The 14,337-nt window shown below is 66.7% G+C and carries 12 protein-coding genes and 2 tRNA genes; 1 reads left to right on the top strand and 13 read right to left on the bottom strand.

Annotated features, from left to right (window positions below; genetic code table 11):
- Positions 1-44 precede the first annotated feature (44 nt).
- On the top strand, positions 45-752 hold the full coding sequence (locus AL3_RS04325; protein ID WP_246168596.1) for a lysoplasmalogenase family protein: 708 nt from the start codon (positions 45-47) through the stop codon (positions 750-752).
- Here the strand turns inward: AL3_RS04325 and AL3_RS04320 are convergent.
- The 13 genes from AL3_RS04320 to AL3_RS04260 form a co-directional block, all read right to left on the bottom strand.
- The gene (locus AL3_RS04320) at positions 712-1,632 is read right to left on the bottom strand and encodes an NUDIX hydrolase (protein WP_066297265.1); all 921 of its coding nucleotides are present in this window, start codon (positions 1,630-1,632) and stop codon (positions 712-714) included. The two genes, AL3_RS04325 and AL3_RS04320, sit on opposite strands and share 41 nt — an antisense overlap.
- A 146-nt stretch (positions 1,633-1,778) precedes the next feature.
- Positions 1,779-1,854 (bottom strand) — tRNA-Ala (locus AL3_RS04315).
- Positions 1,855-1,923: 69 nt separating this feature from the next.
- Positions 1,924-1,996: transfer RNA gene (locus AL3_RS04310), tRNA-Ala, on the bottom strand.
- 200 nt (positions 1,997-2,196) lie between these two features.
- Positions 2,197-2,580: a ribosome silencing factor gene (gene rsfS / locus AL3_RS04305; protein ID WP_066297255.1), complete on the bottom strand. Its 384-nt coding sequence runs from the start codon at positions 2,578-2,580 to the stop codon at positions 2,197-2,199.
- A gap of 19 nt (positions 2,581-2,599) precedes the next feature.
- Positions 2,600-4,150, bottom strand: coding sequence for a hypothetical protein (locus AL3_RS04300; RefSeq protein ID WP_066297254.1), 1,551 nt, complete (start codon positions 4,148-4,150; stop codon positions 2,600-2,602).
- 25 nt (positions 4,151-4,175) lie between these two features.
- Positions 4,176-4,775, bottom strand: a complete 600-nt coding sequence (gene nadD, locus AL3_RS04295; protein ID WP_066298358.1) for a nicotinate-nucleotide adenylyltransferase — start codon at positions 4,773-4,775, stop codon at positions 4,176-4,178.
- A 102-nt stretch (positions 4,776-4,877) separates the two neighbouring features.
- Positions 4,878-5,114 carry a hypothetical protein gene (locus tag AL3_RS04290; RefSeq protein ID WP_066297253.1) on the bottom strand — a complete coding sequence of 79 codons (237 nt, stop codon included), beginning with the start codon at positions 5,112-5,114 and terminating at the stop codon, positions 4,878-4,880.
- A gap of 108 nt (positions 5,115-5,222) precedes the next feature.
- Positions 5,223-6,560: a glutamate-5-semialdehyde dehydrogenase gene (locus AL3_RS04285; RefSeq protein ID WP_066297251.1), complete on the bottom strand. Its 1,338-nt coding sequence runs from the start codon at positions 6,558-6,560 to the stop codon at positions 5,223-5,225.
- Positions 6,557-7,801 carry a glutamate 5-kinase gene (proB, locus tag AL3_RS04280; protein ID WP_083521433.1) on the bottom strand — a complete coding sequence of 415 codons (1,245 nt, stop codon included), beginning with the start codon at positions 7,799-7,801 and terminating at the stop codon, positions 6,557-6,559. The genes AL3_RS04285 and proB overlap by 4 nt, the downstream gene beginning before the upstream one ends.
- A gap of 52 nt (positions 7,802-7,853) precedes the next feature.
- The gene (obgE, locus tag AL3_RS04275; RefSeq protein WP_066297248.1) at positions 7,854-9,425 is read right to left on the bottom strand and encodes a GTPase ObgE; all 1,572 of its coding nucleotides are present in this window, start codon (positions 9,423-9,425) and stop codon (positions 7,854-7,856) included.
- A gap of 109 nt (positions 9,426-9,534) precedes the next feature.
- Entirely contained in the window at positions 9,535-9,792 is a 258-nt protein-coding gene (gene rpmA / locus AL3_RS04270) for a 50S ribosomal protein L27 (protein ID WP_066297244.1), read from the bottom strand.
- A gap of 94 nt (positions 9,793-9,886) precedes the next feature.
- Positions 9,887-10,198, bottom strand: a complete 312-nt coding sequence (gene rplU / locus AL3_RS04265; protein ID WP_066297243.1) for a 50S ribosomal protein L21 — start codon at positions 10,196-10,198, stop codon at positions 9,887-9,889.
- Positions 10,199-10,586: 388 nt separating this feature from the next.
- On the bottom strand, positions 10,587-13,964 hold the full coding sequence (locus tag AL3_RS04260) for an Rne/Rng family ribonuclease (RefSeq protein ID WP_066297242.1): 3,378 nt from the start codon (positions 13,962-13,964) through the stop codon (positions 10,587-10,589).
- Positions 13,965-14,337 lie beyond the last annotated feature (373 nt).

Below are 14,337 nucleotides of genomic sequence, written 5' to 3'. Positions count from 1 at the left end.
GATGCCCGGCCCAGCCCGGCCCGGCCCGGCCCGAAGGAGAGTCCGTGACCACTGAATCACTTGCTGCCCGGACAGCAGCCCTGCCCCGCAGCTGGTGGTGGGGGTTCATTCCGTTCGCTGCGCTCTCCGCCGTCCATGTGGGTGCGCGCCTGGCCGAGGCTGACGCCGTTGCCGGACCAACAAAACTCGTGCTGATGCCGCTGCTGGCCGCAGCGGCCGTTTGGGCACTGCGCGGACAGGGCTGGCGGCAGGCACCAGCCATCCTGCTGCTGGCCGCGCTCTTCTTCTCCTGGATCGGCGACGGCGCCGGGGCTTTCTTCCCGCAGGCCCCTGAGCTTCCGGTGATGCTCGCTTCCTTCGGCATCGCCCATCTCTGCTACATCCGGCTGCTGTGGAGGTACGCCGCCGTACGGCCATTCCCGCGCTGGGCGCTGGTTTTTCCGCTGTGGTGGGTGCTGATGCTCCTGGTTCTCTGGCCAGCGCTGGGGACCCTCGCTCCCGCGGTGGTGGTGTACGGACTCGTGCTGGGCGGGACGGCGGCAACGGCTGCCCGCTGCAACCCCGTCATCGCCGCGGGCGGTATCCTCTTCCTGGCCTCGGACACCGTGCTGGCCCTGCGAATCTTCCTCCCGGAGGCGATGCCCGCCTGGACCAGCGCACTGGTAATGCTCACCTACTGCGCCGGCCAGGGCCTGATCGTTGCCGGTCTGCTCAGTAGCCGAGCTCGTCCCGGAGCCTACCGGAACCAATAACCGCTGCACCGGCGCTGCGGCTGCGGTCCGCGAGCTCCCGGTCGCTCGTGGCCACCGTGACCCGGTATCCCCCGGCAGCCAGCTGCTCGGCAGCTGCTGCCACAGCGTCATCCCCGGAGCTGCCGGCCCGGATAACCCTGACGCGGCCGGCAGGGTTCGGAGCAGCGGGGTCCGGAACGGAGCGGGCCTGGCCCTCCAGCACAACCACCAGTTCGGGATACCAGGTATCTTCCGGCAGGCCGAGCAGCGGCGCCGGCAGCCCGCGGACCGAGGCAGCGGCAACGGCGTCCAGCAGCCGGGCCGCAGCTCCCGCCCGGTCCTTCCACCAGCCGTCCGGCACCGAGCCGATGACGTTCGCCGCGTCAATGACGACGGCGGGGCGGACCTGGAGCAGCGGCTGCAGCCGGAGCCAGGATTCCGCGAACCCGGGGTGCAGGGGCAGCCCGGCAACGTCGTCGGGCCTCACCCAGGCGAGCTCATGGCTTTCGGGATCACTGATGACGGCTTCAAACGGCTCGGTGACGTCTCCGACGATCGTGGCGTAGGACCAGACACCGAGGTCCAGCACGCTCATCAGCCGGGGCCGGATGGCTGATTCCGGAACACCGGCTTCCTCGGCAGACTCCCGGAGGGCCGCAGCCAGCGCCGGCTCATGCTCATGCCGCGCACCGCCCGGGAGCGCCCAGGTGTCGCCGTGGTGGCTCCAGGAGACCCGGTGCTGCAGCAGGATCCCCCGCGCCGGGTCGAACGCGAGCAGGCCGGCAGCACCGAAGCGCCCCCAGTACCGCTCGCCGGATTCCGCGACCACCCAGGCATCGCCGGGGTCCCGCGGACCATGCGGACGGCGGGGTTCTCCTTCGGCAGGTTGTTCAATCCTCACGCGCCCACCTTTTCATATCCCGGCGCCTGGTGGCCGTGAGGCACACGGCCCAGCGTCAGGAGGATAAAAAACCCGGCACCACGACAACAAAAAACCTGCCCCGCAGATGCGGAACAGGTTTTACGTTGGTGATACTGACTTTGAATTGGTGGAGCTGAGGGGACTCGAACCCCTGACCCCCTGCATGCCATGCAGGTGCGCTACCAGCTGCGCCACAGCCCCAATTCAGTTGTTGATTCCACTGGACCCTTCGATCCAACCCTAAACCACGGCTGCCCGTAGGTTTATCGGTGGAGCTGAGGGGACTCGAACCCCTGACCCCCTGCATGCCATGCAGGTGCGCTACCAGCTGCGCCACAGCCCCGAACTACTGTCAATGACAGCATAATTCAGTGTATTTCTCTGGTTTTTCCTGTTGTTTCGGTTCCGGTTTCCTGCGCCCGGGCCGAAGCAACTCCTCTACTTTAGTACAGAAGCGCGGCAGTGCAAAATCAAACTACACCGTTGGTATTCGCGCTGTGGGAGGGGCGGGGCCAGGACGCCCCCGCCCCCCACAGAACAACGTTATCCGGCGTCGGTAGCAGGCTCTTCGGGAAGCTGCAGGTCAACCGCGGGGCAGTCCTTCCACAGGCGCTCCAGGGCGTAGAACACCCGGTCCTCCTCATGCTGGACGTGCACCACAACCGTGGCGTAGTCCAGCAGGACCCAGCGGCCCTCGCTGCGGCCTTCACGGCGCACCGGCTTCAGGCCCGACTTAGCGAGTTCTTCTTCCACGCCGTCAACAATGGCGTTGACCTGGCGTTCATTCGACGCGGACGCGATGAGGAAAACGTCGGTGATGGCCAGCCGTTCGCTCACGTCGATCGCGACGATGTCATCCGCCAGCTTGGCCGATGCGGCCCTGGCCGCAGTACGGGCGATATCTATGGATGATTCGGTGGCGCTCAACGTGTCTCCTTGTGTGGTATCAGCTGCCAAGGCCGCCGACGATCAGTATTATTCCGAGGATGAGGGCCGATAGGCCCACACCCACAATTCCCAGGGATACGGCTCGTATCCTCCGGCTGCGGCCGAGGCCCGCAGTCATAACATCCAGGGGGTCCAGTCCGAACGCGCTTCGCGCACCGATCGGCTTGGCACCTTGGTCGGCCTCCAGCGGGGCGTTCACCAGTGCGTCGGCGCGCGCCAGGATCCTGGAATGCCGGACATCCGACGGCTCCTGGCCCCGTGCCGGCGCGCCGCCCGGGCGGTGCTCCTTCGCCTGCTGCCGGCCGGAGGCCTTCCTGCCGGCACCCGTCGCCTGCGGTGCAGCAGGATTCGACGGTACAGCAGAATTCATGGGTGCAGCGGGGTTCGACGACGTGACAACCGGCACGTGGGACGTGGCCGGCCGTTTCATGACCGGCCGTTCCAGGCCGGGGACCTCTACGAACTCGAGCGGGGTAACCATAGCCAGGTTGTGGGCGGTGGTTGGGTCCGACTGGGGCGAGCGGCGCTGCTCGTTTTCCTGGGCCAGGCGCTGGATGTTCTGGGTCCTGCGGTTGAGGACGGCGGCCCGTTCGGCCAGTGCCCGCTGCTGTGCCAGCAGCTCCAGGTCAACAGCGTGCGGATCGGCCCGCTGCAGGGCTTCCATGGCTGCCACCTGGTTGCGGGCCTGGTGCTTCAGCGCTTCCCGTGCCGCCAGGGCCTGTTCCACGGACATGTCCGCGATGTCGGCGTTGGGTTCCGGGGTGGAAACCGGGCGCTTTTCAGGACCAGCGGAGCGCTGGACGTCCGGAGACGGCTCGGACTCAGATGAAGGCTGGACTCCAGAGGACGGCTGAACTCCAGGGGATGACTGCACTTCAGGCGACGGCTTGCCGCCCGGCGTTCTGCGCGCATCCGCCCGGCCATCGGAACCGGCGGGTGCCTGTGCTGGCGCCTGGCCCGGGAGCGAAGAGGAAGCCTGACCTGGTTGGGAAGCTTGAACAGACGGCGACGCCTGAACTGAGGGCGCGCGGTTCGGCGCCGGAGTTACCGGCTGGATGACGGGGGCAGGCTGTTCCTCCGCTGCCCGGCGCCGGCGTTCCCTGCGGCTCGCTCCCTGGGGTGCGGGTTCGGTGGTCCGGCTGGGCGCTGCGGCCGGGCCGGACCGGCGGCCGGAACCGGGCGCGGGGGCCTGCGCCTGCGGAGTCTTTGCGGGCGCTTCTGCCGCAGCAGCCGGCCCGGAGGACTCGGCCCGGACCGGAGCGGATGCGTCCTGTTCCGGTTCCTTCTCCTGCTGTCCGCTGCCGGCTTTTTCCCGGGCAGCCTGCTGGGCCTGCTGCTGGGCTATCCGCAGCTGGCGGCGGGTGGGCGGGTTGGCGCTTGACTCTTCAGGACGTTTCGGGCTGTCGGTGAGCGCCTTGTAGGCACGAAGGGCTTCCCGGTCCCGTGCCCGCTGCTGGGACTCCCGTTCCTGGTGCCCCGCATCCGCCGTCGAGCCGGCCGCGCGGCGGCTGCGTCGAGGTGCGTCTGCGGACTCTGGACCGTTAGTCATTTCCTACCCATCCGGTGTTGATCGCTCAGGCTACTGGTTCAGTCGTGGCAGCCGGAACCTGCTGCTGTGAAGGTGTGTACAGGTTGTGCTTGGCGATGTACTGCACCACTCCGTCCGGTACCAGGTACCAGACCGGCTCGGATGCCGCGACCCGCTGGCGGCAGTCGGTCGAGGAGATCGCCATCGCCGGGACCTCCAGGAGCTTGATGTCATCCCGGCCCATGTTCTGCAGTTCATGCCCCGGCCGGGTCACGCCCACAAAGTGGGCCAGCGTCCACAGTTCCTGCACGTCCTTCCACGAAAGGATCTGCGCCAGTGCGTCCGCTCCGGTGATGAAGAACAGTTCGGCGTCCGGACGCGCGCGGCGCAGATCCCTAAGCGTATCAATTGTGTAGGTGGGGCCCGGGCGGTCGATATCCACCCGGCTGACCTTGAAGCGCGGGTTCGAAGCAGTCGCGATGACAGTCATCAGATAGCGGTGCTCCGCCGGTGTGACCGTTTGGGCGGACTTATGCCACGGTTCGCCGGTGGGCACGAAGACCACTTCGTCAAGGTCGAATACCGACGCCACTTCACTCGCAGCCACCAGGTGACCGTGGTGGATGGGGTCAAACGTGCCGCCCATAACGCCAAGGCGATAAGGGCGGTTCCCGTTCGCTGTGCCGTCTGCGGTGTCGATGCGTGCGTTCATGCGTGCGGTTCCAGCGGCTCCACCTGAGGCGGAAGCCTACTCGGCGATACCCTGGCCGTGATCGTGCTTGTTAGGGTGCTGACGCTGCGGATCCACGTGCTCGGGGGCTGCTTCGTGACGGTGCCCCAGGCTGGTGAACGCCATGGTGGCGAACATCAGGACCATGAAAATGCCAAAAATGACGGCACCGTAAACGAGCGCAGGAGTGCCCTCGGCGTGTTCTTCAGCAACTTCGGCCGCCATCATTGCAGCACTGGAAAGCTGGATCAGCATGAATCTCCCTAAATCAACCGCCGGAGAACCCGGCAGAGCAACGTTTCTAGATCAATGGTACGCGTCTGTGGCCCGAACAACGCAGTTCGGGCCCGGGGGTGAAGGGGGTTAGCCCCGCACCTGCCCCTCGCCCTGGATGATCCATTTGGTGGTCGTCAATTCCTTCAGGCCCATCGGACCCCGCGCATGCATCTTCTGGGTGGAGATGCCTACCTCTGCGCCGAGGCCGAGTTCACCGCCGTCGGTAAAACGGGTGGAGGCATTGACGATCACGGCAGCGGAGTCGATTTCGGCAATGAAGCGCTCTGCGTTGGCGAGGTCGTTGGTGATGATGGCCTCGGTGTGCCCGGTGGTCCAGCGGCGGATGTGCTCCAGCGCTTCATCCATGGAATCCACCATCGCCACGGCCAGGTCCAGATCCATGTACTCGCGGCCCCAGTCCTCGTCCGTGGCAGCCGTGGCTGTTACGCCGTCAGGCAGAATTTCCCGGATCCGTTCGTCGGCGTGCAGCCGCACCCCGGAAGCCGCCAGGGCGGCCAGGACTTCGCGGGCTGCCTTGCCGCCGCTGTGCACCAGCAGGGTTTCCACGGTGTTGCAGACACTCGGCCGCTGCGTCTTGGCATTCAGCAGGATGTCGATGGCCATCTCTTCGGGCGCGGTCTCGTCCAGGAAAATATGGACGTTGCCCTCGCCGGTCTCAATGACCGGTACGGCGGCGTTGGTTACCACGTTCTGGATCAGTGCCCGGCCGCCACGGGGAATCAGGACGTCCACGCGCCCGCGGGCCTTCATGAGGACGTTGGCGCCCGCCCGGCCGTAACCGTCGATGGTCTGGACAGCGTCCGAAGGCAGCCCCACAGTTTCCAGGGCATCCCGGATCAGATCGACCAGAACGGTGTTGGTCGAAGCGGCGGCGCTGCCGCCGCGGAGGATCACCGCGTTTCCGCTCTTGAGCGCCAGTCCCGCGATATCCACGGTCACGTTGGGCCGGGCCTCATAGATGGCACCCACCACGCCCAGGGGAACATGGACCTGCCGCAGGCGCAGCCCGTTGGGCAGGGTCTGTCCGCGGGCTACCGAACCCACGGGATCCGGCAGGCCGGCCAGGTTCCGCAGCGCGTCGGCCAGCCCCTCAATGCGTTCCGGGGTCAGTGTCAGCCGGTCCAGCAGCGCTTCAGATGTGCCGTTGTCCCGGCCCCGCTGAACATCCTCCGCGTTCGCGGCCAGTACGACGTCGCGCTTGGCGACGACGTCCTGGGCGATCTGCTCCAGGGCAAGATCCTTCCAGGCGCGGTTGGCACGGGCCATCCGCCGGGCGGCAGTCCTGGCCCGGTCGGCAATGCGGTGCACTCCGGCTTCGACTTCCTCCGGGGTTGGCGTACCGCTCCCGTTGCGGCCGGCGGATGTGGCGGACGTGCTCACGGAAGTGGTGTTCACAGCGGTCATGCTCCCAGTGTAGCGGCGGCCCCGCGGGCCTGCCCGGTCCGTGACGCTGCGGGTGCCGTCCCTGCTCCGGCGGAGCGGGGCTGCAGGATGACCAGGTCATTAACGTGCACCACTGAACGTTCATATCCGTGGCCCAGTTCGCGGGCCAGCTCACGGGTGGAGCGTCCCAGCATCTGGGGCAGTTCATCGGAGGCATAGTTGGTCAGCCCGTGGGCGAGGACGCGTCCGGAGGTATCGCGCAGCGCCACCGGGTCCCCGGGCTCAAAGTGCCCTTCCACAGCAACAATGCCAGCGGGCAGCAGCGACCGGCGCCGCTCCCCCACGGCCCGGGCCGCGCCGTCGTCGAGCACCAGGCTGCCCTGGATCCTGGCGAGGTGGGCCAGCCAGAGCAGGCGGATCGGCTGGCGGACGCCGCGCGTGGCGAACCAGGTGCCGACGTCCTCTCCGGCCAGTGCCGCGGCGGCATTTTCGGTGGAGGTGACCAGGGCCGGGATGCCCGACTGCGCGGCAATGGTGGCCGCCTCGACCTTGGTGACCATGCCGCCGGTGCCGACCCCGGCTTTGCCGACCTTGCCGATCCGGACGTCTTCAAGATCCTTCAGACCGGTCACTTCCGGAATGCGCCGCGCGCCGGCAGCCGGCGGGCCGTCGTAGAGCGCATCGACGTCGGAAAGCAGGATCAGGGCGTCGGCTTTGACCAGGTGGGCAACGAGGGCTGCCAGCCGGTCATTGTCGCCGAAGCGGATTTCGTGGCTGGCGACGGTGTCATTTTCGTTGACGATGGGAACCACGCCGAAGTTCAGCAGCCGCTCCATGGCCCGGTGTGCGTTGGCGTGGTGGGTCCGGCGCATCAGGTCTTCCACAGTGAGCAGGACCTGGCTCACCGTCACACCGTGGGCTCCGAACGCCTGGGTGTACCGGGCCATCAGCAGCCCCTGGCCCACGCTGGCGGCGGCCTGCTGGGTCGACAGCTGGGCCGGCCGCTTGGACAGGCCCAGCGGCGCGAGGCCTGCAGAGATGGCGCCGGAGGACACCAGGATGACTTCGGTTCCCTGCCGGCGCCGCGCGGCCAGGACGTCGGCAAGGGAATTCAGGGCCTCATCCGAGATGCCGCCGGCAACGGACGTCAGCGATGAGGAGCCAACCTTCACGACGATGCGGCGGGCGCGGGCGAGGCCCGCCCGCGACTTCAGCGGCCGTTTGGGGGCGGGAGGGATCTGTGCTTCGGTTTCTTCACTCATGACGGATCTACCCTATGTCCAAGTCCACTCCCGCCCCGCTTCCGTTAAGGGATTAGTCCTCTTCGGCTGCCGGCGGAGCCGAGTGCTTGTAGTTCACCGACTCGGTCCAGATTCCGGCCTTGCGCTCAGCTTCCAGCTCTGCGCGGGCCGCTGCACGGGCGTCCTTGCGCTTCTGGTGGTCTTCCCGCTTTTCGTTGCGGGTCGGCCGGGCGAACTCTTCGATGCGGATGTCGGAACCGCGCGGCGAGGCAGCAAGCAGTTCAGCGCCGCCGATCATCGTCGGTTCCCAATCGAACACCACACCGTCGCCTTCGCCGATGACCACTGCGTCGCCGGGCTTGGCACCGGCTTTGAACAGCTGGTCCTCGATTCCCAGCTTCGCCAGGCGGTCGGCCAGGTAGCCCACGGCCTCGTCGTTGGTGAAGTCCGTCTGCTGGACCCAGCGCACCGGCTTGTCACCGATGACGCGGAACAGCGGTTCCAGGTTGCGCTCTTCGCGGCGGATGGTGAATCCACCCTTGCCGTTGACGGACCGGGGCCGCACAACCGGAGGTGCGATCCGCGGCGGAGCGGTCTCCACGGCCTTGCGGGCCTCGGAAACAATGGCCGCCATGGCGAATCCAAGTTCGCGCAGACCCTCATGGCTGGAGGCCGAGACCTCGAAGACCCGATAGCCGCGCTTCTCAAGTTCCGGCCGGACGAATTCGGCCATGTCGCGCCCGTCGGGGACGTCAACCTTGTTCAGGGCCACCAGGCGCGGACGCTGGTTCAGGGGTACCACGTCGCCGTCGGCGCCCGCGTAGCTCATGTCAACTTCGTACTTTTCCAGCTCGGCCTCAATGATGTCGAGGTCGCTGAGCGGATCACGGTCAGTTTCCAGGGCCGCGCAGTCCAGGACATGGACCAGGGCGGCGCAGCGCTCGACGTGGCGCAGGAAGTGGTGGCCGAGGCCCTTGCCCTCCGAAGCGCCTTCGATGAGCCCCGGAACGTCGGCCACGGTGAAACGGACATCGCCCGCCTGCACCACGCCGAGGTTGGGGATGAGGGTGGTGAAGGGGTAGTCGGCAATCTTCGGCCGGGCAGCTGACATGGCCGCGATCAGGGAAGACTTGCCGGCGGAGGGGAACCCGACGAGCGCAATGTCGGCAATGGACTTGAGCTCCAGGACAATGTCCCGCTCGTCTCCCGGGGTGCCGAGCAGCGCAAAGCCGGGGGCCTTGCGCTTCTGCGAGGAGAGCGAGGAGTTGCCCAGCCCGCCCTGGCCACCGGCGGCCGCCACGTATTCGGCGCCCATGCCCACAAGGTCGGCCAGGACTTCGCCGTCCTTGGACTTGACCACGGTCCCTTCCGGAACCGAGAGGACGAGGGTCTCCCCCGTCTTGCCTGCGCGCCAGTCACCCATACCGGGGCCACCGTTGCCGGCGTGGCGGTGCGGGGCGTGGTGGTAGTCCAGAAGGGTTGTAGTCTGTCCGTCCACGCGCAGGATGACGTCGCCGCCGTCCCCGCCGTTCCCGCCGTCGGGACCACCCAGCGGTTTGAACTTCTCGCGCTTTACGGACACACACCCATGGCCGCCGGCACCGCCCGAAACATGCAGTACAACACGGTCTATAAAGCTGGCCATGGTTCTCCTTGTTGAAAAATTTGGATCAAGCCAAGTCTACTCGGCTTAAAAAAGACGGTGGGGCGGGCCATCATGGCCCGCCCCACCGGAAAAGCTGTTTAGCCGGAAATTACTCGGCTGCTGCGACGATGTTCACAACGCGGCGTCCACGACGGCTGCCGAACTCGACAGCTCCAGCCTCAAGGGCGAACAGAGTGTCGTCTCCGCCGCGGCCAACGCCTGCGCCGGGGTGGAAGTGGGTGCCACGCTGGCGGACGATGATTTCGCCTGCCTTGACAACCTGGCCGCCGAAGCGCTTCACGCCGAGGTACTGTGCGTTGGAGTCGCGGCCGTTGCGAGTAGAGCTCGCACCTTTCTTATGTGCCATTTTCTAATCCTGCCTTTGCTCTGACTGATCTTGATGCCTAAGGTGCGGGCAATCCCGCGGTTCCGGCTCCAGTAATGGAACCGGCACGTAGGAATCAGGAGTTGATGGAGGTGACCTTGACCTTGGTCAGCGAGGAGCGGTAGCCCTGACGCTTCTTGTAACCGGTCTTGTTCTTGAACTTCTGGATAACAATCTTCGGACCCCGGAAGTTCTCGATAACTTCTGCCGTAACCGTAACCTTTGCCAGGTCCGCAGCGGCAGAGGTGACCTTGTCGCCATCAACCAATAGCAGGGCAGGCAGCTCAAAAGTGCTGCCGGCTCCACCGGGGACGCGGTCCAGGGTTACGAGGTCTCCAACGGAAACCTTTTCTTGGCGGCCGCCAGCGCGGACAATCGCGTACACCACTTGGGAACTCACTTCTCTCGACGTTTAATACTTGGATGCGCACTACCCCGGACCAGATATGTGTCCGGCTTGCGCCATGCAGTCACGCCCTTTACCGAAGAATGGCTTCGAAGGCGTCCGCACCGAAGTTCAAGGCTACGCTAAGGGACCCATTCGCTGCAAATGCACGGTAGTCTCCAGCGTGCCATCCAACCTCGGGAATCATCGGACGTCACTGCGCTGGAACTACTTTATAACACTTCCGCGCTGTTGCGCTGCACCAGCGCCCATCTGCCGGACAGAGCTGCCCGGAGATGCCCGGAGACGGCAGCAGGCTGCCGTCCGGTCCGGACGGCAGCCTGCTGCACTGGTCTTCAGTTCCGGGCCCAAGGCCGGCCCGGAGGCTGCCTTACAGGTCGGAAGCCGGAACCCCGACGCCGAGGATCACCGGGGCGGCAGCTTCGGTGCGCGGTTTGGCGGGCACCTGGGCGGAGACCGCCGTCGTGCTCCCCTGGGCAGCGGGTTCCGCGGCCTCTGCCTTGATGATCTGTGCGTCAGCGGAGCCCTGCGGGCTGCGCGCGGCGCGGCGCCGCCGCGGACGCTGCGGGGCCTCTCCGCCGCTGGGAGCGGCCGCAGCGGCCGGACCTGCAGCGGATGTCGTCCTGGCACTGTCCTGCGGCGCTGAACCGGCTGCAGCCTGCTTCCCGGCATCCGTTTCGCCGGACGCCACCGGAGAAACATCGTTGAAGGCCTCCGTCAGGCTTTCCAGGGTCAGCTGGACCTCCTGGCGGACCGGGCGGCGGCGCTCCCTGCGGGGAACAACTACCGTCTCGCCCTGGATCCGGAGGATGGCACCGGCCTCTTCGGGTACGTCGTCGTGAGGCTCCTTGATGAGGGGCTTCTCTTCCGGCGCAGCGGGAGCGTCCTTGGCAGCAGCAGGAGCAGCCCCGGCTTCCGGAGTTCCTTCGGCGTCGTGCGCTGCGGCCGTGGCCGCGGCGATGGTGGCCAGTGCTGCCCGGGCTGCCTCCGCCTTCGCGGCGCGCTCAGCGTCCTCCGGCTGTGGTTCGTCAACCTTGGCCGGCTCAGCCGGTGCAGCTGCCTGCGGCTGCGGTGCCTGGTTCTGGTTCCGGTTGCGGCGCTTGCGCTCCCCGCGGGACTGCTTCTCCTGCTTGAGGTGCTGCTGGTGGTTGTCGTCAGAGACGGCATGCCCGGAGTGGCTGGTGCTGCGGCGGTGTTCCACGGGGATGTCATGGGTGATGACGCCGCGGCCGTCGCAGTGTTCACAGTTCTCGCCGAAGACCTCGAGCAGGCCGGTGCCCATCCGCTTACGGGTCATCTGGACCAGGCCCAGCGACGTCACCTCGGCAACCTGGTGCTTGGTGCGGTCGCGCCCCAGGCACTCGACCAGGCGCCGGAGCACGAGGTCACGGTTGGCTTCGAGCACCATGTCGATGAAGTCGATGACGATGATGCCGCCAATGTCCCGCAGGCGCAGCTGGCGGACGACTTCCTCCGCCGCTTCCAGGTTGTTCTTGGTAACGGTTTCTTCCAGGTTGCCGCCGCTGCCGGTGAATTTGCCGGTGTTGACGTCCACCACGGTCATGGCTTCGGTGCGGTCGATGACCAGGGAGCCGCCGGAGGGCAGGAAGACCTTGCGGTCCAGTGCCTTGGCGATCTGCTCGTCGATGCGGCTGGCGGCGAAGATGTCCTCGTCCTTGGTCCACTTTTCCAGGCGGCCCACCAGGTCCGGAGCCACGTAGGTTACGTAGGCCTCGATGGTGTCCCATGCCTCCTCGCCGGAGACGATCAGCTTGGAGAAGTCCTCATTGAAGACGTCGCGGACCACCTTGATGGTCAGGTCCGGCTCACCGTAGAGCAGTTCCGGCGGGAGCGTTTTGGTGGACTTGGCCTTGGCCTCGATGTTCTCCCACTGCGCCCGGAGCCGGTTGATGTCGTTCATCAGCTCTTCTTCGGACGCGCCTTCGGCGGCCGTGCGGACAATGACGCCTGCGTTCTGCGGCAGGTGGTCCTTGAGGATCTTCTTGAGGCGGTTCCGCTCCACATCGGGGAGCTTGCGGGAGATACCGGTCATCGACCCGCCCGGGACGTAGACCAGGTAACGGCCCGGCAGGGAGATCTGGCTGGTCAGGCGTGCACCCTTATGGCCCACCGGATCCTTGGTGACCTGAACCAGGACAGAGTCGCCGGATTTCAGGGCCAGCTCGATGCGGCGCGGCTGTCCATCCAGGCCGGCGGCATCCCAGTTGACTTCACCGGCGTACAGGACCGCGTTGCGGCCGCGTCCGATGTCAACGAAGGCAGCTTCCATGCTCGGGAGCACGTTCTGGACCTTGCCGACGTACACGTTGCCGATCAGCGAGTCCTGCTGCGTGTTGGAGACGAAGTGCTCGGCCAGGACGCCGTCCTCAAGCACACCGATCTGGATCCTGTCATCACGCTGGCGCACGATCATCTGACGGTCGACTGATTCACGGCGGGCCAGGAACTCGGCCTCGGTGATCACATGGCGGCGGCGTCCGGACTCGCGTGATTCGCGGCGCCGCTGCTTCTTTGCCTCGAGACGGGTGGAGCCCTTAACGCTGGTGACGCGGTCGTTCACCGGCGGTTCAGCGTGGGCGCGCGGCGCGCGGACACGGGTCACGGTGTTGGGCGGATCATCATCCGAGCCGCCGGTCAGTTCAAGATCGGCGTCTCCGCGGCGGCGGCGGCGCCGGCGGCGGGAGGTAACTCCCTCGGCATTCTCATCGGCCGGCGCAGTCTCGCTGCCTTCTTCGCCCTCGGTGCCGGCTTCGTTTTCGGGCTTTGAGCGTCCCCGGCTGCGGCGCCGGCTCCGGCGGGAGCGCCCACCATCCCGGCTTTCGTCGGTTTCGTCGGAGGAGTCCTCGGTATCCGGGTCCGTCCTGGCCTCCACCACGGGCTTGACGGCAGTGAGGTCCGGGGCGTGAAAGAGCACCGACGTCGCGGATTCGGGGATTGCGAAGGGATTCAGCGCTGAGGGAGTTTCCTCCACCGCAGGGGCGGGTTCGCCGGCGGTGGCCCCAGCCGGCGCTGCCGCTGTTTCGCCATCCTCGGGTGCTTCAGCCGGTGCCGGAGTTTCCTCGGTCGGAGCTGCTGCGGCGGGAGTCTCCGCCTTGCCCGGCTGGCCCGCTTTGGCCGTGGAACGGCGGCGGGTGCGCGGGGCGGCCTTGGCCGGGACTTCCGCCGGATCTGCTGCCTCAGGGGCCGGGGTTGCAGCGGCAGGTGCTTCGCCGGCTGCAGGTGCTGCGTCCTGGGCAGGTGCATCCGGCGCTGCGGCAGCGGGGGCATCGGCGTCAGCAGTGGCCGCGGCCTTCTTGACGGGTGTGCGACGGCGCCGGACGGCCTTTGCGGGGGCCGGTGCGGCTTCAGCCGCGTCAGCTGCGGCTGCTTCAACCGGTACGGCTTCCACTGCTTCAGCTGTGGCGGCTGGTGCTTCGGCACCGGTGGCACCGGTGTCTGCAGCGGCCGGCGAAGTTTCCGCAGCCGGCTTGCGCCGGGGTGCGCGGGTCCGTTTGGGTTTTTCCACCGGTTCCGGCGAGGAAGTATCCGCAGCGGGAGGATCAGTGGGGGTCTCCGGCTCGGTCACGGAAGCCGCGGCGGGCTTCCGCCTGGTCCGGGTGGCCCGCTTGACGGGCGCTTTCGCAGCAGGCTCCCCTGCTGCGCCGGGAGCTGCAGCAACCGTTTCCGGCACCGCTTCGGCCGCCGGGGCGGCTTCTACTGCTTCTTCTGTTGTGCGTTCAGTATTCATATAAAGCTATGCTCCGGCCCCCGCGGCACTGGCCACATTCCAATGCCCGGAGGGCAATGTATCGGCTGTGCGGGGGCATCGCAGCCTGCGCCAGCCGGAAGTCGTCTAAATGTCATTCGAGGTCGCACCATCGTGAGGGCACGGCATCACTCGCAAGACCAGCGGCGCTTTTCCTGCTACCTGCTCGGAACGGCTATACGTTTGGGCTGTGGTAGGGCTGATCGGCGGATTCCCCTGCCCCATCCGGATTGATGGGTATTTCCTACCTGGGAAGCGTCGCCGACAGCACCGGAAGCCTGTCGCTGGACCGTTGACGGAATGTGGTTCCGCCACCAGCCACAGCCATTATCTCACACGGAGGTCAAATCCGGAC

It is taken from the genome of Arthrobacter luteolus NBRC 107841 (assembly GCF_001552075.1).
GTDB lineage: Bacteria > Actinomycetota > Actinomycetes > Actinomycetales > Micrococcaceae > Arthrobacter_B > Arthrobacter_B luteolus.
Note: the sequence above shows the minus strand (reverse complement) of the source record. Positions and strands in the feature narration are given on the sequence as shown.